This is a genomic window from Bradyrhizobium sp. Cp5.3 (assembly GCF_000426265.1).
GTDB classification, from domain to species: Bacteria; Pseudomonadota; Alphaproteobacteria; order Rhizobiales; family Xanthobacteraceae; genus Bradyrhizobium; species Bradyrhizobium neotropicale.
On sequence record NZ_AUFA01000018.1, the window covers coordinates 1 to 15,040 of the forward strand.

The following is a 15,040-nucleotide window of genomic DNA, read 5'->3' on the forward strand; positions in this document are numbered from 1 at the left end:
AGACGGATGCCGGCTCCGGCGCGCTGGAGCAGATGGTGCTCGCCGAATATTGCAGGCCGCATTTCGCAACCCACGTGCCGGCGCTGACGAGAGCGCTGCGCACCAAGCTCGATACGCTGATGGAAGCCCTGAACGAGCAGTTCGGGACGGCCGCGGAATTCGAGGAACCGAAGGGCGGCATCTTCCTGTGGGTGAAACTGCCCGATCAGGTCGATACGCTGAAACTATACCAGGCCGCGCTTGCCGCGGGGGTCTCGATCAATCCGGGCCCGGAATGGTCGACCAACAAGGGCCATTCGAGCCCGCGCCTGCGACTATGCTTTGCCAGCCCGACGCATCAGCAGATCCGCGAGGGCGTCGCCGTTTTGGCCGAGGTCTGCCGCAAGGAGTTCGGCGTACCCTCGCGCAGCGCCAATGTGGAGAAGGCGCGCGCCTAGATGGCTCGACGATCAGGCCGCCTGCGGCTGACTGCCGTGTATAGCGGAGGCCAGCCGCAGCAACAGCACGATCGACACGTTGCCCTTGCCCGCCTCGATCTGGGCGATATAGCGCTCGGAAATCCCCGACCTGCGGGCAAGTTCGCGGCGCGACAGCGCGCAGCGCAGGCGCGAGGACCGCAACCGGTCGCCGAGCTCGGCCAGGAACGCGGACTCGGAATAAGGCGGCGCGGCGCAGCCTCCCGGCAGCACATCGCCCGCGAATTCGACGACTTCATCCAGCATTGATCTATCCACGATCACCCTCCGGAAGCTCGATATTACCTGAGGGCCGGACCGCCTCATTGACGCGGATCAAATTGGCGAAGGGTTGGTGGACTGCCGAGGTGGGAATGCTAGACTTCGGGTTCGATCGAGGGGCGGGGCTTTCTTTGGACATGATGCGTGGCTTGAGCCGCTGGACCGCAGCCGCGCTGCTGTGCGCTGCGCTGACATCTGGAGCCGGCGCCGAGACGCTGGCGACGGTCGAGCAATGGGGCCTGCTCGGCTCATGGTCGGTCGACTGCGCGCTGCCGCCCGGCCGCGACAGGGGTGCGGTGCTGACTTACGAGATCGGACCCGACCGCCGGGTGATGTACCGGCGCAATTTCGGCGAGGCCAAGGATGAGAGCGAAGTCGTGGCCGCCTCGATCAATGCGGAGGGCCTGCTCAATCTGATGGTGTTCTTCCCATCCCTGCATCAGGCGCGCGAGTTCGGGCTGCTGCTGTCCAAGGATGGCGGCCTGCGCGCGATCTACAATCGCAGCGAACGCGGTGACTACACCATCAGGGACGGCAAATACGTCAAGACTGGCGCGCCGACGCCTGCACAGCATCGCTGCGATTAGCCACCTGAACATCCGTTCAGAATTCTCCCGCAGCTCCTCCGGAACGTTCGCGCGTATGCGCGGTTTAGATTTGCATTCATTGGAGGAGGACATCATGAAGAAGCTTGGCTACGTCGTCGCGGCTCTCGGTGCGCTTGCGATCGTGGCGCCGACGCTGGCGAGTGCGGAGACGGTGGTGATCAAGCGCCATCATCACGGCCCTTACGGCGCCCGGGCCGAATTCCGCGAGCATCGCGACTACGGCATGCATCGCGGCTGGCGCCATCACGGCGACAACGTCGTGGTGATCAAGCGCAGCCATCGCCACATGGACTACTAATGCGCAACGTGGAAATGGCCCCATGAGGGGCCATTTCTTTGCGTGTCCGAAACGTCAGACATGGACACACCTAATCCCAGGCCGGCGCGAAAGCTGGATCGACGCAGCGAATGTTCTTCGGCATCGCGGCAATCTTCCTGCGGTCGGCATCGTCGAGTGTGATCTTCAGCGCATCAAGATTGGCCTCTTGGCTCTCGCGCCGCGACGCCTTCGGGATCGCAGCGACGCCATCCTGATCGACGAGCCATTTCAGCGCCACCTGCGCGGCAGTCGCGTTGTGCTTCGCGCCGATCTCGCTCAGCACCGGATCTGTGGCGAAGCGCCCCTGCGCCAGCGGGCAATAGGCGACCAGCGGAATCGACTTGGCCGCGAGATAGGCCAACACCTTCGATTGATCGAGCATCGCGTGATATTCGACCTGGTTGCAGGCGATCGGAGCCTTGATGTCCTCGATGGCGGTCTTGAGCAGCGCGGCGGGGAAATTGGCGACGCCGATGGCCCGCGTGCGCCCCTCCTCCTTCAGCTCCATCAGCGTCTCGAACACCGCGCCCCAGTTCGCGGCTTTGGACGGCCAATGCACGAGATAAAGGTCGACATGGTCGAGTCGGAGTTTTTTCAGGCTGGCGTCGAAGGCGCGGCGAATCGCGTCGGGCTTTAGGTTCTCGTACCAGACTTTGGTCGTGACATGCAGCTCGCCGCGCGGCACGCGGGAAGCCGCGATCGCGGCGCCGATCGCCTCCTCATTGGCGTACATCTCGGCGGTGTCGATATGGCGATAGCCGAGTGACAGCGCACTCTCGACCGCGGCGCGGCAGGCATCGCCCTCCATGCGGAAGGTGCCGAGGCCTAGCTTGGGCAGGCTGATGCCCTGGGTCTTCAGATTATCCATGAAAAGCTCCTGACGTATTCCGCCGAACGCGCGGCGGCGCCGCGTGAGCAGACTCTTCGGTGATGGAAAAGAGGTGGCGGGAGCGAATACTATAGCGCGGCGGCCGCGAGGCGGCCAATCAAGATCGGGTTAGGAGCTTCCCAACGTCTTGCCCGGGCCGTGACGCTCGTGGTGATAGCTCCCCGTCCCTTACGAATGCTGCGCCACCACGGCCGGACGTGGTTGCGGGTGCGGCACGATGTCGACTGACCAGAGGTCGCGGTTGTCGACATCTTTCAGCGTCACGGTCATCACCGCAGTCTCGCCATCGATGTCGACGCGGCCGAAGAACTGTAGTCCGAAGCAGGGCGCAAGATTCTCGCCCTGCGCCTCGCTACATCCGTTCTGGTACATCGCGACTGGGCCAAAGGTGTTGTCGAGCTCGCCCGGGCCCCAGGTCCCGGCGTGCAGGGGGCCGGAGACGAACTCCCAGAACGGCTCGAAATCGCTGAACTGCGCCTTGTTCGGATCATAGTAATGCGCGGCGGTGTAGTGCATGTCGGCGGTGAGCCAGACGACGTTGCGAACACCGGCGCGCTTGATGGACGCGAGAAGGTCGGCAATCTCATGCTCGCGCCGATCAGGCGGGCCATCGCCGAGTGCGACCGCGTCTAGGCTGATCAGGCCGATCGGCAGGTCGGCCGCGATCACCTTCCAGGTCGCGCGCGAAGCGGCGAGCTCCCGCTTCAGCCAGGCGAGCTGCTCGGCGCCAAGAATCCAGCCGCGATGGTCATCACCCTTGTTCCAGGTGCCATCGCGAAAGCTGCGCATGTCGATCATGAAGACGTCGAGCAGCGGGCCGTAAGCAATGCGTCGATAGACCCGGCCCAGCCGCGTCCCGATATCGCGGATCGGCATGAAGTCGAAGAAGGCGCGGCGAGCGCGCGCGACCAAGCGCGGCGTGCCATCGGCCTCATAGCCGGCTGCGTCGTAGCTGCCGGTCGGGGACCAGTCGTTGGTGACCTCGTGATCGTCCCATTGCGCGAACATCGGCACCTCAGCGTGGAAGGCGCGAAAATGCTCGTCGAGGTGATTGTATTTGTAGTTGCCGCGAAACTGCGCCAGCGTGTGCGCGACCTCTGACTTCTCCTCGGTCACAACGTTGCGCCAGAGCTCGCCGTTCGGCAGCTTCTGTTCGGAGGGGATGGTGCAGTCGGCATAGATGTGATCGCCGGAATGGATGAAGAAGTCCGGGCGATTGTCGAGCATAGTGCGGTAGCTGCGATAGCCGCCGCGCGACATGTCGATGCCCCAGCCCTGCCCCGCCACGTCGCCGGACCACACGAATGAGACCGACTGGCCTGCGGCCGGCGCAGTTCGAAAATGGCCGATGCGGCTTTCGCCGGCAATGCCCGATGCAATGTCGTCGAAGCGCACACGGTAGAAGATGTCCTGCCCGGACGGCAGGTCATTCAGCAGGAGTTTTGAGGTGAAGTCGGCTTCGGGCAACGCATCGCCTGATGTCGTCGCAAGAATGGTCTTGAAGCTTTCGACGGTCGAATAGTCGACTTGCATCCGCGCAGGGCGATCGGCGCGCGCCCAGATCACGGCAGAGCCGTCCGATACGTCCCCCGACTGGATGCCGCCCGCGATCTGCGGACGGTCGGCGGCGCGGCCGATGTAGGGGGTGGCGAGCGTGCCGAGCGAGGCAATGGCGAGAGTGGAGGCGGAGCGGTTCAGGAATTGTCGCCGGGTCCATGCGCGCGAAGCGCGGAGCGTTGCCATTCAGGAGACCTTCGTCGAATCGCGACGGAAGGTGCCTGCGCTCCTTGACTCCTATCCTTACGGTTTCTTGACTCCGCGCCTACGGTTTTGCGACGCGTGGATGACGTGTCCGCCGGGCTGCAGCCGTGGCAAGAGTGCGCTCCCTCGCCCCGCTTGCGGGGAGAGGGTTGGGGTGAGGGGGAGTCTCCGCAGGGACGATGAGAGTTAGACTCGCGGAGAGTCCCCCTCACCCGGAATTCAAGCTGCGCTTGAATTCCGACCTCTCCCCGCAAGCGGGGCGAGGTGAAGCAACATCAGTCAACGCTCTAGCGCTTCCAGTTGCAGATGCCGCCGGAACGGCACGGCCAGGTCTGGATACGGGTGTCCATCGCCTGCGCGTCCAGCGGGTTGCCGTGACGCTGCGCGAGCTTGGTGCGCGCGGCGCCGCGTGGCTGGGCGCTCTTGGCGCGAGCGACCTTCGGCGCCGGCACGTGCACGCGCTCGGCCGCAACCTTCTTCGGCACGTCCATCGGTTCGATGCGCGCCTGCGCGTCATTGCCGCCACGGGCCTCGAGCGCGACCGGCGCGAACTGCGTCTCCGGCCCGAGCCGCTTCGGCGACAGCACGGCCTTGGATAGATCGAGGCTCAGATATTCGTCGGGCTTGTAGTCAGCGGCGCGCGAGATGCCACCCCACGCGAGCACGAGGGCGGCAGCAAGAGCAAAGTGAGCGCCTTTCAGGACCACGGACGCCTCCTGAAACTTGATTAATAGGGACAATTTACCCCTATTTAGGAGGCGCCTCGGGCAATTCCAGCGGCCAATTGCCGCCAGGGTTAAGACTGTACGGACGGTCAGGCGACCTTTCGCGCCGCACCGGTCCCGTCCAGGAACCCCAGCAGGCGGCTGCGGATGATGGTTTCCGCCTCGCCCATGATGCGATCGACGAGTTCCTTGCAGGACGGAACGTCATGGATCAGGCCCGCGACCATGCCGCAGCTCCAGGCGCCCGCATCCATCTCTCCGTCGATCATGACTTTCGGATAGATGCCCGCAACCTGGTCGTGGATATCGTCGATCTTGAGCTTGTCGCCCCTCTCACGCTCGATATCCAGCAGGTGCTCAACATTGGCGTTCTTCAGCACGCGCTCGGTGTTGCGCAGCGCGCGCATGATCAAGCGGGTGTCGAGCTCGGTCGCGGCGACCAGCGCATTCTTCACGTTCTGATGCACCGGCGCTTCCTTGGTGGCGATGAAGCGCGTGCCCATGTTCATGCCGGACGCCCCCAGCGACAGCGCGGCGACGAGGCTGCGCCCGTCGGCCATGCCGCCGGAGGCAACGAAGGGGATCTTCAATTCCTCCGCCGCGCGCGGCAGCAGGATCATGTTCGGGATGTCGTCCTCACCGGGATGACCGCCGCACTCGAAGCCGTCGACGCTGACAGCGTCGCAGCCGATCCGCTCGGCCTTGAGCGAGTGGCGCACCGAGGTGCATTTGTGGATCACCTTGATGCCGGCCGCCTTCATCGCCGGCATGTACTGCTCAGGGCTGCGGCCCGCGGTCTCAACGATCCTCACCCCGCCTTCGACGATGGCCGCGATGTACTCCGGATAAGGCGGCGCCGAGAAGGTCGGCAGAAACGTGAGGTTCACGCCGAACGGCTTGTCGGTCATGTCGCGGCAGCGCGCGATCTCCTTGGCGAGCAGCTCCGGTGTCTTCTGCGTGAGCCCGGTGATGATGCCGAGCCCGCCGGCATTGGAGACGGCGGAGGCCAGCTCGGCAAAGCCGACGAAATGCATGCCGCCCTGGATGATCGGATGCTCGATGCCGAACAGTTCGGTGATCGCGGTCTTCACGTAGTGGCCTCCCGGAGTTTTGGTTCGCGTTCGGATCAGTCTAGCCGGACTTTTGCGCCGCGGTCACCACTTCTCTCCGAACGGCCGGATCTCCATCTCGAAGGTCCAGGCGCTCTTCGGCTGCTGATAGAGCTGCCAATAGGCGTCCGCGACCGAAGACGGCGGCATCAGGAGATCGGGATTGTCGAGCGCCTCCTTGCCCCAGAGCTGCTCTCGGCGCTCCCGAACCCAAGCAGTATCGACGCCGGAGTCGATGATGAGATGCGCGACGTGGATGTTCTTCGGTCCCAGTTCGCGCGCCATCGCCTGCGCTACCGCACGCAAGCCGAACTTGGCGCTGGCGAACGCGGCAAAGCCGCTGCCGCCGCGCAAGGACGCTGTCGCGCCGGTGAAGAAGATGTTGCCGCCGCCCCGCGGCAGCATCAGCCGCGCGGCTTCGCGGCCGGCAAGGAAGCCGGAATAGCAGGCCATCTCCCAAACTTTTCGAAACACGCGCTCGGTGGTGTCGAGGATCGGGAAATTGACGTTGGCGCCGATGTTGAAGATGCAGACCTCGAGCGGCGCGTGCTTGTCGGCATCGTTGAGGAAGGAGATGATCTCCTCCTCCTTGCGCGCATCCAGTGAGCGCGCGTGGATCTCGCCGCCGGCGGCCTCGATATCCTTGACCAGCGGCGCGAGCTTGTCGCCGTTGCGGCGGCCGGCGAAGATGGAAAAGCCCTCGGCGGCAAACTTCTTGGCAATCTCGGCACCGATGTAGTCGCCGGCGCCAATGACGGCGGCTGTGGCGTTTCGCTTGGGCAACGTCGCCTCCTCCGGTGAATGCCGCGACGCCAGGATCAACGTCGCGCGCAGGCTGTGTGATTGAACGGCAGGCTATAGTTCTAAAACAGAACTGTCAAATTCTGGAAGTTGATACCATCCGGATCATGAAATCTCCAGTCAGTTCCTTTTTCAGACCAACTAATGCTCCGGGAGATCCGACATTTCCGGTGTCGTCCTGGCGAAAGTCAGGACGACGTTGGGGCCTCAATGCCCCCGCGCCGGCGCGCGCAGGTCTATTGGTCGCAGCACCGCGGCAGTCGGGATCATCAGCACCGCGATGATGGCCAGCGTCCAGAACACGTCGATATAGGCGAGAAGGTCGACCTGCTGCTGCAAGGTCTTGCCGACCCAGGCGATCGCCTGTGACGCGGCGTCCGTCGCATTTGAGCCTTGCGCCTCGAAGAAGCGCGTCATCGCGTCGATGCTCTGCTGATAGCCGATATCGGACGGCGCGGCGTGCTCGATCAGCCGGCTTTGATGGAATTGCTGGCGCTGCGCCAAAATCGTCTGCGCCAGCGCCACGCCCATCGAGCCGCCGATGTTGCGGGCGACGTTGATCAGCGCGGAGGCCTGGTTGGTCTTGTCCGGCGGCACGCCGTCGTAGGATGCCGTCGTCACCGGCAGGAACAGGAACGGCAGGCCCATCGCCAGGAAGATGCGCGCCATGGCCGCATAGCCGTAGGTGATGTCGCCGGTGAGCCCGGTGAGATGCCACATCGACAAGGCGACCATCGCGGCACCCGCCATGATGAGATATTTCGGTTGCACCACGCTCACGAGCCGCCCGACGACCGGCATCAACACCAGCGTCGCGACGCCGCCGGGCGACAGCGCAAGACCGGCGAGCATCGCCGTATAGCCGAGCTCGGTTTGCAGAAGCTGCGGGATGAGCTGGGTCGTCGAGATCAGCACCGCGCCGGTGCCGAGCATGACCAGGAAGCAGGCGCCGAACTGCCGCCGGCCAAGCAGGCGGATGTCGACGATGGGATCCTCGCGCGTCAGCTCCCACGGGATCAGCGCGATCAAGGATACGGCCGCGAGCAGCGCGAAGGCGACGATCATGTTCGAGCCGAACCAGTCGTTGCGCTGGCCTTCGTCGAGCACGAATTCGAGCGAGCCAAGGCCGATCGCGACCAGCAGGAAACCGACATAGTCGACGCGCAGGCCCTTGCTCAGGAGCTCCGCCCTCTCCTCTTCCGCACCCGACGGCTCCTTGACCAGCGTGCCGACCAGAAACAGCGAGATCAGGCCCATCGGCACGTTGATCAGAAACACCCAGTGCCAGGAATAGGTGTCCGTGATCCAACCGCCGAGCGTCGGACCGATCACCGGTGCGACCACGACGGCGACGCCGTAGATGGCGAAAGCCTGCCCGCGCTTGTGGGGCGGGAAGGAGTCGGCGAGGATCGCCTGCTCGCTGGTCGCCATGCCGCCGCCGCCGAGGCCCTGAAGAATGCGGAACAGCACCAGCGCCTCGAGATTCCAGGCGAAGCCGCACAAGAGCGAAGCGACCGAGAAGGTCGCCACGCACATCATGTAGAAGCGCTTGCGGCCGATCACGGTCGACAGCCACCCGGAGATCGACAGCACAATGGCGTTGGCGACGAGATAGCTGGTGATGACATAGGTGCTCTCGTCGAGGCCGACGGCGAGCCCGCCGGCGATGTGGCGCAGCGCCACGTTGGCGATCGTGGTGTCGAGCACCTCCATGAAAGTCGCGATCGAGACCACGAAAGCTATCAGATAAGGATTGTGCCCTCCGGCCGCCGAACGTTCCGGCGACCAGCCGCCGGCGGAGGCACCGCCTTGCGCGATGTCAGTCATCGTACCTTGGTCCAGGGCACGACCGACATGCCTGGGCCGACCGGCAGATCGGACGGCCAGTTGTCGACCACGATCTTCACGGGCACACGCTGCATCACCTTGACGTAGTTGCCCGTGGCGTTCTCCGCCGGCAGCAGGCTGAACGCGGTACCCGAGCCGGGCTGCACGGAATCGACATGACCGGTCAGCTTGCGGCCGGGATAGGCATCGATGCGGATCTCGACCGGCTGGCCCGGCCGCATGTCGCTGAGCTGAGTTTCCTTGTAGTTGGCGACGATCCAGACCTCGTCAGGCACAAACATCATCAGGCTCTGCCCCGCCGTGACGAAGGTGCCCTTGGCGCCGTTGAGCTTGACGACGCGGCCGGACTGCGCGGCAACGACGTCGGTGTATTGCAGATTCAGCCTGGCCTGATCGAGCTGCGCCTGCGATTGCTGGAGCTGGGCCTTCACGCCCTCAAGCTGCGCCTGAAGCGTCTTGATGCCGACTTCCGCCGCGGTCACGGCGGTCTTCGCGCGCTCGGTATTGGCCTGTTGCGCCCCGAGATCGGAGCGGGTCTGCTGCTGACGCTGCACGGTGCCGGCGCCCTTCTCGACGAGGTCCTCGGCGCGCGAAAACTCTTCCTGCGAGAATTGGAGTTGGGCCTGTGCCTGTTCAAGCTGGGCCTTCGCCTGCTTGATCTGCTCCTGCTGTGAATCGATCTGTGCCTCGACATTGGCGATGTTCGCCTTCGAGACTTCCACCTGTGCCGCGGCTTGGTCGACGGCGATCTTGTAGTCGCGCTCATCGATCCTGGCGAGGAGATCACCGGCATTGACATGCTGGTTGTCCGTAACCGGAACATCAATCACGTAGCCGCCGACCTTCGAGGCCACGGAAAAACTGCGCGCCGCGACGAAGGCGTCGTCAGTTGATTCATAGTGGCGAGTCTGGAGCCAGTAGACGAGACCGCCGACCAGCGCGGCGAGCAGCACGATGGCGCCGACCGTGGTCAGCAGCCAGTGCTCGCGAAACCGGTCGCGCAGCGACGGCGTTTTCGCTTGCTCTTGCGACCGGTCCGCGCCCTCGCAGGTCTTGTCGGGCGAGTTATTCGGAGCGTCCTTCGTCCGCTGCGGCTGCTCCGCGGACGGCCCGCGTTCCCGGGTTTGAGCATCCACGATGAGCACCTCTATCGGGGATTGAGCCGGCGCCAACTTCGCGCGCACCGGACCTAACCGCGGCGGGGAAACATCGTTCCGGCGCCTGGAGCACCGCAGGCATTCGTGAATGCCTTGCTCACAAGAAAGGCGCGGCATTCCAAACGCCGTGCCTTCACCATCAACGCGCGAGTGTCAGTGCGTGTTCGTCTCATGCCATTTTTCAAGATCCGGCTTCGCCTCGCCGGACCTCTGCTCTTTCTCCGGCTTCTCCTTCCAGGGCTTCTTCGTCTGGGAGTGAGATCCCCAATCGTTCTGCTGCCGCGGATCGTCGTTGGGCCGTTTCTTGCTCATCAGATTCTCGCTCTCTACTCTAAGGCGCTATGCGACGGGAACACCGTAATAGGCATTGATGCCGCGCAGCGCAGCGTCATCGGCCCAGTTCCAGTCGCTTCGCTCGCCATATTTCGGTGCGCCTTCCAGGGCCTTGGCGGTGATCCCGGTGACGTAGCCGCCGAGCTCAGTGTCGTATTTCAGCGACTGCCAGGGCAAGGGATAGTGATCATTGCCGAGGCCCAGAAAACCGCCGAAGCCAAGCACGGCGTAGGACACCCTGCCGCTGATCTTGTCGATCATAACGCGCTCGATCGAACCGATCCTATTGCGATCGGCACCATAGACCGATGTTCCCTCGACCTTGTCGCTGCCGATCAAGCGGCCCGTCTCTCTTCGGTCCAGTTCGCGTTGGTCCATCGTTTCAATGCTCCGCTCGGTCAATCTATGGGCCAACAGGATATGCGCTCGATCGTTCCGGGAACACGTTCCGCGCTCGGCAGGAACATAGCTGGAAACGAGCGGTTCTTGCAGTTTCAAGGCGGGAAACGAATGAGGTGAACCATGAGCGACTTCCGCGATATCCAGCACGGCGTCAACGACCCCGTCGACGGCGTCGATGTGAAGCGGCACTTCAACGACAACAAGACACCGCATGAGCGGGCGCAACGCCACGCCGACGTGCGCGCCGAGCCCACAGCCTCGCGGAGCGAGCCGTTTCTCCCGGAGGGACTTCGGCGCAAGCCGACCGATCCGATCAACCCGCGCACCGGTCGCAACCCGACGGACTAGGCGTTACTGCCGGGAAAGATAGCTCGCCGAGCCTGGATCGATGGCACTCGTAACGATCAAACCCACGCGGATCGATACTGCGATCGCGCATGAGATCGCGGATCATACCAATTCGAAGCTCGAACGGACCGCCGAGACGTTGACCTGGGGCGCGGACGAGCATGTGCTGCTCGCGCTGGCGGCCGCGGGTTGGCTTTACGTCCAGTTCCAGCGTCCCGAAGAGCGTCCCGTTGCAAATCACATCCTGACGGTTTCGCTGGCAACGGCAGTGCTGCCGCACGTGCTGAAATCCGTGTTCGATCAGACCAGGCCGGATCGGCTCACGATTCGCGGCCATCGGCGCGGAGTCCCCTTATCCGGTCGACCCAACGATGCGTTTCCCTCCGGCCACGCCGTACACATGGGTGCGCTCGCCTCGGCGGCCGGTCTGCTCCCGACGGGGCCGCGCCGCCTGGTGCGCTCCGTCGCGGTGCTGCTGTCGTTGACGCGCGTCGCGTTGCTCGCGCACTGGGCGAGCGACGTAGTCGCCGGCTTCTCACTCGGTGTCTTGGTCGAGAGGCTGCTCCGACCGCCGACGCTGACGAGACCGCGCCGCAGTCGCCTCACGTCGCGGACAAGGCCTTGACCGAGTATCTCCTGCGCTTCATTGCTGGCGGCATGATCGTCTCCGCCTTCGCAATCCTGGGCGATATGCTGCGGCCCAAGAGCTTCGCGGGACTCCTGGGCGCCGCGCCCTCAGTCGCATTGGTAACCCTTGGCATCGCCGTCGTGCAGCACGGCCCGAGCTACGCCGCGGCTGAAAGCTGGACGATGATCTACGGCGCGGTCGCGCTCGGCTGCTACAGCGTCGTCGTTTGCCATTTGCTGATGAGATCTCGTCTCCCGGCGCTCCCCGCCACCATCGCCGCCCTCGCTGCATGGCTTGCGATCGCCTTCGGTCTGCTCGCCGGTTTCGGAGGCGCCGCCTGATGCTGATCAAGCTGTCATTGACCGCACTGAAACAGACGTACTCGTACGAATACGGCATTCGCTTCGCGCTCGGCGGGCTGGCGACGGTCCTCGCCGGCGCGGTCGGTGCGCGATTCGGCGTGTCGGTTGGCGGGCTCTTCCTCGCGCTTCCCGCCATCTTCTGCGCCAGCGCGACACTGATCGAAAGCCACGAGCGGCGCGCGAAGGAGAAGGCCGGACTCAGCGGGCGGCGCCGCGGACAGGAGGCGGCAGCGCTCGATGCCGCCGGCGCGGCGCTCGGCGGCATCGGTCTCGTCGCATTCGCAGCCGTCTTTCATGTTACCGTGACGGCGAGCGTCGTCGGCGCCTTCATTGCCGCGCTGGTGACGTGGGCCATCATTTCGGTGTCGCCTTGGTGGATCAGGCGAAAGCTTCGTACCGTATTCAATCATCCGCGCGGGCACCGGCCGCCATCAGCGGACAACCCCAGCCTCTTCCCGTAGCGACAGGAATTCATGCATCTCGGCGGCTGCCTGAAGCTGCTCGATCCGCGTCGCCACAGCGTCACGTTCACTGCCATCAGGCAGGCGTGTCAGTTCGTGCTCGAGCCGTCGCCTCTGCGCCTCGAGACGCTGTTCGAATGTGTGCGGTTCAGATCGTCTTCTCATCGCGTGTCCTTGGTGGCTGCAGGCCGGGACTGTTGGCCCAGCGCTCCAATTGCTCGATGACCTTCCGATGGCTTTCGCGTAGCGGCTTCGGCGCTTCGGGCTCTTCGGAAAGTTTGCGAGGTAACCTGACTTCGTCCGTCATGGCCTCTCTCCCTTTCCAATAGAATGCGCAATCGCGCGAGTCGTTTCAATGCAACTTATTGATTTTATTTGGTATTTTGGCTCATTTGCCAAATTTGTCGAGTTCTGAGGAACCCTGGCTAAGTTAAATCGTTGAGCAAACTACTCAACTTGCACATTTTGCGTGATTGACCATGAACGACCTTCGCGCCGAGCGGCTTCAAGTGATGCTCTCGCCGGAAGAGCTGGCCGCCGTAGACGATTTCCGGTTCAAACACCGTATGCCGACCCGCGCGGCAGCCGTGCGCGAACTGCTCAAGCTCGGCCTTGCCGCCGCGGGCGTGGATGCAGGCGCCGGAGTCAAGTCGAGCAATTTTGGCGTCTTCGGTCGCGGACCCGGGGGGCACATCCAGGGGAACTCCGACACTGAGGATTGATTCCTTGGCCCCACAAGCAAGCGGCCCCGGCACGGGAGTGCCAGGGCCCTTGGAGATTGCTTCCGGCGCACCGGGGGCATGACCGCCGGAAGCAATCAGTCGACTCTCGGTACGTAAATTCGCTCCTCGCAGCTAGCCGGTCGGCGCGTCGCCGGAATCATCGGGCGCCATGCCGGAGCCCGGCGTCTTGCTGTTGTCGTTGAGCTTGGGATCGCGCGTCGCCTCGCGCGATGGTGAGCCCTTTGGATTCGACTTATGCACGGTCTGCGCACGCTGCTTGTCGCGCGGCTGGTCCTCCGCCCGCTTGTCCCTCACGATGCCGTGGTCGGAATGCGCCATGATGCTCCCTCGCTTTTGCTGATGTCCTGCAGCGCCCTACGCGCCGGAGCGTCGAATGTTCCGACAGGCGCAGGCGCTGCGAGAGCGAGCGCGAGACTAACTATGCGCTGCGTGCAGCGTCGAAGGCGTATGCGCCAAATGGACCTGGCGGACTGTCGTTACCGTCGCGAATGCGACCGAGACGCCGAAGGCGAGAACGAGCGAGAGAAGAGCCAGACGTGGAGCCATCGGAAAACCCTCCTTCTGGAGTCAAAGATCAACGCGATCGACCGGTCCCGAATGATTGTCGATTTGTCGCCGTCCTTCCGTGCGCGGTCTCACACGCAGATTCACCAAAGCGAGAGCGGTCAGGCGTCCTGCTTTCGAGGGACGCGGACCGTTACAGGCGGAATCTCGCCATCGAGCCAATCCTGCTCTTCGGCCAGCGCCATCCAGGCCTCCGCCATGCGCGAATAGCGCTTATAGGCGGGTTGCCCTTGAGCGCGCTCGGCGAGCTGCAGGCAGTTCTCAGCGTTATCCCTGAAAATGTCAGATTGCTTCATGAAAGGGACGTGGGCACGGAACCCGTGTTCCGCAACCGTCCCTTTCCAGATCGTAACGCTTGCCGGAACTTCGCGCGGGATAGGTCATTGCAAATCCATGCGAAGTCTCGTCGCGATAGTCCTGCTGCTGATCAGCACCACGGCGTTTGCCGACAGTACCGGCGAGCGGATGCGCAGCAATCCTACGCCGACCGCAACGGATGTCATCAGCGGCCTCTACGCATTCAGCCGCTTCCAGCAGGGCCTACTGGAAAGCACCGATCTGAAAGGCAATGCAGAGGTCAAGAACCTCGCCGCCCTGCGCGCCGAGGAGGCGGCCAAGCGCGACAGAACCCTGAAGGACATTCAGCAGGCAATCGGCGCCGAGACACGCGTCGGCAAGAGGACGCTGGCCGGCGCAAGCCTGGCCCAGCCCGAAAATTCGGACGGACCCGCCTATGTCAGAAGCTTCTACGCGGCCCAGATCCCCGAATACGAATCTGCCGTGGCCCTGCTTGAGCGCTATCTGCTCGCGCCCGACAATGCTGCGCTTGCAACCTTCGCCCGCGAGCACCTGCCCATCCTGCGTTCACAACTCAGGAACGCCGAGCACACCATGGCGGACAAGTAGCGGATCTACCTGTCTTGTGGATGATGCTGCTGGCTCTCCGGCCGCACCGTGCGGTCGCCCTCGGGCATCTTGTCCCGACCCCGATCGCCATTGTCGTCCTTGCCGCCGGAGGTCGAGGTGCCGCTGCCGCTTCGGCTTGGCCTGGTCGCCGCTCCCGTGGTCGGGGACTCCGCGCGGGGGGTCGCAGAGCTTGCGGCGGGATCGCCGGTCGCGGCCCCGCGCCCGCTGGGCGCGCCGCCCTGTGCGAGCGCTGGTCCGGCGGCAAACATCGTTACGACAAGGACTGCAAGTCCGGCTTTCATATGAGCTCTCTCTCTTCCTGCGGACTAACAGCAGCCG

Annotated in this window: 23 protein-coding genes; 9 read left to right on the forward strand and 14 right to left on the reverse strand. The window is 64.0% G+C overall.

All coding sequences use genetic code 11. From position 1 onward, the window contains the following. Positions 1-437 (forward strand): aminotransferase class I/II-fold pyridoxal phosphate-dependent enzyme (locus tag K289_RS0123030; protein WP_027553697.1); only part of this gene is annotated, 437 nt, incomplete at its 5' end. A gap of 12 nt (positions 438-449) precedes the next feature. Here the strand turns inward: K289_RS0123030 and K289_RS0123035 are convergent. Further along, positions 450-722 carry a helix-turn-helix domain-containing protein gene (locus K289_RS0123035; RefSeq protein ID WP_027553698.1) on the reverse strand — a complete coding sequence of 91 codons (273 nt, stop codon included), beginning with the start codon at positions 720-722 and terminating at the stop codon, positions 450-452. Between the two features lie 155 nt (positions 723-877). On the opposite strand from K289_RS0123035, the gene K289_RS0123040 reads away from it, so the two are divergent. Together K289_RS0123040 and K289_RS0123045 are read left to right on the forward strand one after the other, a co-directional pair. Further along, positions 878-1,324, forward strand: a complete 447-nt coding sequence (locus K289_RS0123040) for a hypothetical protein (protein ID WP_245283985.1) — start codon at positions 878-880, stop codon at positions 1,322-1,324. Between the two features lie 94 nt (positions 1,325-1,418). Then, positions 1,419-1,643: a hypothetical protein gene (locus K289_RS0123045; protein ID WP_027553700.1), complete on the forward strand. Its 225-nt coding sequence runs from the start codon at positions 1,419-1,421 to the stop codon at positions 1,641-1,643. A gap of 70 nt (positions 1,644-1,713) precedes the next feature. Here K289_RS0123045 and K289_RS0123050 read toward each other — a convergent pair whose 3' ends face one another. The 9 genes from K289_RS0123050 to K289_RS0123090 all read right to left on the reverse strand — a co-directional run bounded on the left by K289_RS0123050 (position 1,714) and on the right by K289_RS0123090 (position 10,665). Beyond that, a complete protein-coding gene (locus K289_RS0123050) occupies positions 1,714-2,532 on the reverse strand; it encodes an aldo/keto reductase (RefSeq protein WP_027553701.1) in 819 nt (272 codons plus the stop codon). A gap of 189 nt (positions 2,533-2,721) precedes the next feature. Further along, complete coding sequence (locus K289_RS0123055; RefSeq protein ID WP_027553702.1) at positions 2,722-4,296, reverse strand: alkaline phosphatase; 1,575 nt, start codon at positions 4,294-4,296, stop codon at positions 2,722-2,724. Between the two features lie 305 nt (positions 4,297-4,601). Next, positions 4,602-5,021 carry a hypothetical protein gene (locus K289_RS0123060; RefSeq protein ID WP_027553703.1) on the reverse strand — a complete coding sequence of 140 codons (420 nt, stop codon included), beginning with the start codon at positions 5,019-5,021 and terminating at the stop codon, positions 4,602-4,604. A gap of 107 nt (positions 5,022-5,128) precedes the next feature. Beyond that, a complete protein-coding gene (locus K289_RS0123065; RefSeq protein ID WP_027553704.1) occupies positions 5,129-6,130 on the reverse strand; it encodes a nitronate monooxygenase family protein in 1,002 nt (333 codons plus the stop codon). A gap of 63 nt (positions 6,131-6,193) precedes the next feature. Next, positions 6,194-6,931, reverse strand: a complete 738-nt coding sequence (locus K289_RS0123070) for an SDR family oxidoreductase (RefSeq protein WP_027553705.1) — start codon at positions 6,929-6,931, stop codon at positions 6,194-6,196. A gap of 225 nt (positions 6,932-7,156) precedes the next feature. After that, positions 7,157-8,776: a DHA2 family efflux MFS transporter permease subunit gene (locus tag K289_RS0123075; protein WP_027553706.1), complete on the reverse strand. Its 1,620-nt coding sequence runs from the start codon at positions 8,774-8,776 to the stop codon at positions 7,157-7,159. Beyond that, the gene (locus K289_RS0123080) at positions 8,773-9,933 is read right to left on the reverse strand and encodes an HlyD family secretion protein (protein ID WP_027553707.1); all 1,161 of its coding nucleotides are present in this window, start codon (positions 9,931-9,933) and stop codon (positions 8,773-8,775) included. Before K289_RS0123080 ends, K289_RS0123075 begins: the two co-directional genes overlap by 4 nt. 174 nt (positions 9,934-10,107) lie before the next feature. After that, positions 10,108-10,266 carry a hypothetical protein gene (locus K289_RS51690; RefSeq protein ID WP_198024751.1) on the reverse strand — a complete coding sequence of 53 codons (159 nt, stop codon included), beginning with the start codon at positions 10,264-10,266 and terminating at the stop codon, positions 10,108-10,110. 27 nt (positions 10,267-10,293) lie between these two features. Beyond that, entirely contained in the window at positions 10,294-10,665 is a 372-nt protein-coding gene (locus K289_RS0123090) for a PRC-barrel domain-containing protein (RefSeq protein ID WP_035685556.1), read from the reverse strand. Positions 10,666-10,809: 144 nt separating this feature from the next. Between K289_RS0123090 and K289_RS0123095 the strand changes: the two genes are divergently transcribed. Genes K289_RS0123095 through K289_RS44920 form a run of 4 tightly spaced genes read left to right on the forward strand, consistent with a single transcriptional unit; the run spans position 10,810 to position 12,488 of the window. Continuing rightward, positions 10,810-11,037, forward strand: a complete 228-nt coding sequence (locus tag K289_RS0123095) for a hypothetical protein (RefSeq protein ID WP_027553709.1) — start codon at positions 10,810-10,812, stop codon at positions 11,035-11,037. A gap of 40 nt (positions 11,038-11,077) precedes the next feature. Further along, positions 11,078-11,662 carry a phosphatase PAP2 family protein gene (locus K289_RS0123100; protein WP_027553710.1) on the forward strand — a complete coding sequence of 195 codons (585 nt, stop codon included), beginning with the start codon at positions 11,078-11,080 and terminating at the stop codon, positions 11,660-11,662. After that, the gene (locus K289_RS0123105) at positions 11,659-12,006 is read left to right on the forward strand and encodes a DUF3147 family protein (protein WP_027553711.1); all 348 of its coding nucleotides are present in this window, start codon (positions 11,659-11,661) and stop codon (positions 12,004-12,006) included. The genes K289_RS0123100 and K289_RS0123105 overlap by 4 nt, the downstream gene beginning before the upstream one ends. Beyond that, entirely contained in the window at positions 12,006-12,488 is a 483-nt protein-coding gene (locus K289_RS44920; protein ID WP_051310747.1) for a DUF3147 family protein, read from the forward strand. The genes K289_RS0123105 and K289_RS44920 overlap by 1 nt, the downstream gene beginning before the upstream one ends. 148 nt (positions 12,489-12,636) lie before the next feature. Here the strand turns inward: K289_RS44920 and K289_RS51695 are convergent, their stop codons facing one another. Further along, entirely contained in the window at positions 12,637-12,795 is a 159-nt protein-coding gene (locus tag K289_RS51695) for a hypothetical protein (protein ID WP_198024752.1), read from the reverse strand. 172 nt (positions 12,796-12,967) lie between these two features. On the opposite strand from K289_RS51695, the gene K289_RS0123120 reads away from it, so the two are divergent. Then, positions 12,968-13,210 carry a hypothetical protein gene (locus tag K289_RS0123120; protein ID WP_027553712.1) on the forward strand — a complete coding sequence of 81 codons (243 nt, stop codon included), beginning with the start codon at positions 12,968-12,970 and terminating at the stop codon, positions 13,208-13,210. Positions 13,211-13,342: 132 nt separating this feature from the next. Here K289_RS0123120 and K289_RS0123125 read toward each other — a convergent pair whose 3' ends face one another. Beyond that, a complete protein-coding gene (locus tag K289_RS0123125; protein WP_027553713.1) occupies positions 13,343-13,549 on the reverse strand; it encodes a hypothetical protein in 207 nt (68 codons plus the stop codon). Between the two features lie 347 nt (positions 13,550-13,896). After that, positions 13,897-14,091, reverse strand: a complete 195-nt coding sequence (locus K289_RS0123130; protein ID WP_027553714.1) for a hypothetical protein — start codon at positions 14,089-14,091, stop codon at positions 13,897-13,899. 97 nt (positions 14,092-14,188) lie between these two features. On the opposite strand from K289_RS0123130, the gene K289_RS0123135 reads away from it, so the two are divergent. After that, positions 14,189-14,701 carry a DUF4142 domain-containing protein gene (locus K289_RS0123135; RefSeq protein WP_027553715.1) on the forward strand — a complete coding sequence of 171 codons (513 nt, stop codon included), beginning with the start codon at positions 14,189-14,191 and terminating at the stop codon, positions 14,699-14,701. Positions 14,702-14,706: 5 nt separating this feature from the next. On the opposite strand, the gene K289_RS0123140 is transcribed toward K289_RS0123135, so the two are convergent. Continuing rightward, positions 14,707-15,003 carry a hypothetical protein gene (locus tag K289_RS0123140; RefSeq protein WP_027553716.1) on the reverse strand — a complete coding sequence of 99 codons (297 nt, stop codon included), beginning with the start codon at positions 15,001-15,003 and terminating at the stop codon, positions 14,707-14,709. Positions 15,004-15,040 lie beyond the last annotated feature (37 nt).

What these genes read in the sequence shown, in the direction of transcription:
- K289_RS0123035 (WP_027553698.1), bottom strand. Translation starts at nt 722, where the DNA reads ATGCTGGATGAAGTCGTCGAATTCGCGGGCGATGTGCTGCCGGGAGGC.
- K289_RS0123040 (WP_245283985.1), top strand. Translation starts at nt 878, where the DNA reads ATGCGTGGCTTGAGCCGCTGGACCGCAGCCGCGCTGCTGTGCGCTGCG.
- K289_RS0123045 (WP_027553700.1), top strand. Translation starts at nt 1,419, where the DNA reads ATGAAGAAGCTTGGCTACGTCGTCGCGGCTCTCGGTGCGCTTGCGATC.
- K289_RS0123050 (WP_027553701.1), bottom strand. Translation starts at nt 2,532, where the DNA reads ATGGATAATCTGAAGACCCAGGGCATCAGCCTGCCCAAGCTAGGCCTC.
- K289_RS0123075 (WP_027553706.1), bottom strand. Translation starts at nt 8,776, where the DNA reads ATGACTGACATCGCGCAAGGCGGTGCCTCCGCCGGCGGCTGGTCGCCG.
- K289_RS0123055 (WP_027553702.1), bottom strand. Translation starts at nt 4,296, where the DNA reads ATGGCAACGCTCCGCGCTTCGCGCGCATGGACCCGGCGACAATTCCTG.
- K289_RS0123100 (WP_027553710.1), top strand. Translation starts at nt 11,078, where the DNA reads ATGGCACTCGTAACGATCAAACCCACGCGGATCGATACTGCGATCGCG.
- K289_RS0123130 (WP_027553714.1), bottom strand. Translation starts at nt 14,091, where the DNA reads ATGAAGCAATCTGACATTTTCAGGGATAACGCTGAGAACTGCCTGCAG.
- K289_RS44920 (WP_051310747.1), top strand. Translation starts at nt 12,006, where the DNA reads ATGCTGATCAAGCTGTCATTGACCGCACTGAAACAGACGTACTCGTAC.
- K289_RS0123140 (WP_027553716.1), bottom strand. Translation starts at nt 15,003, where the DNA reads ATGAAAGCCGGACTTGCAGTCCTTGTCGTAACGATGTTTGCCGCCGGA.
- K289_RS51695 (WP_198024752.1), bottom strand. Translation starts at nt 12,795, where the DNA reads ATGACGGACGAAGTCAGGTTACCTCGCAAACTTTCCGAAGAGCCCGAA.
- K289_RS0123125 (WP_027553713.1), bottom strand. Translation starts at nt 13,549, where the DNA reads ATGGCGCATTCCGACCACGGCATCGTGAGGGACAAGCGGGCGGAGGAC.
- K289_RS0123090 (WP_035685556.1), bottom strand. Translation starts at nt 10,665, where the DNA reads ATGGACCAACGCGAACTGGACCGAAGAGAGACGGGCCGCTTGATCGGC.
- K289_RS0123120 (WP_027553712.1), top strand. Translation starts at nt 12,968, where the DNA reads ATGAACGACCTTCGCGCCGAGCGGCTTCAAGTGATGCTCTCGCCGGAA.
- K289_RS0123095 (WP_027553709.1), top strand. Translation starts at nt 10,810, where the DNA reads ATGAGCGACTTCCGCGATATCCAGCACGGCGTCAACGACCCCGTCGAC.
- K289_RS0123135 (WP_027553715.1), top strand. Translation starts at nt 14,189, where the DNA reads ATGCGAAGTCTCGTCGCGATAGTCCTGCTGCTGATCAGCACCACGGCG.
- K289_RS51690 (WP_198024751.1), bottom strand. Translation starts at nt 10,266, where the DNA reads ATGAGCAAGAAACGGCCCAACGACGATCCGCGGCAGCAGAACGATTGG.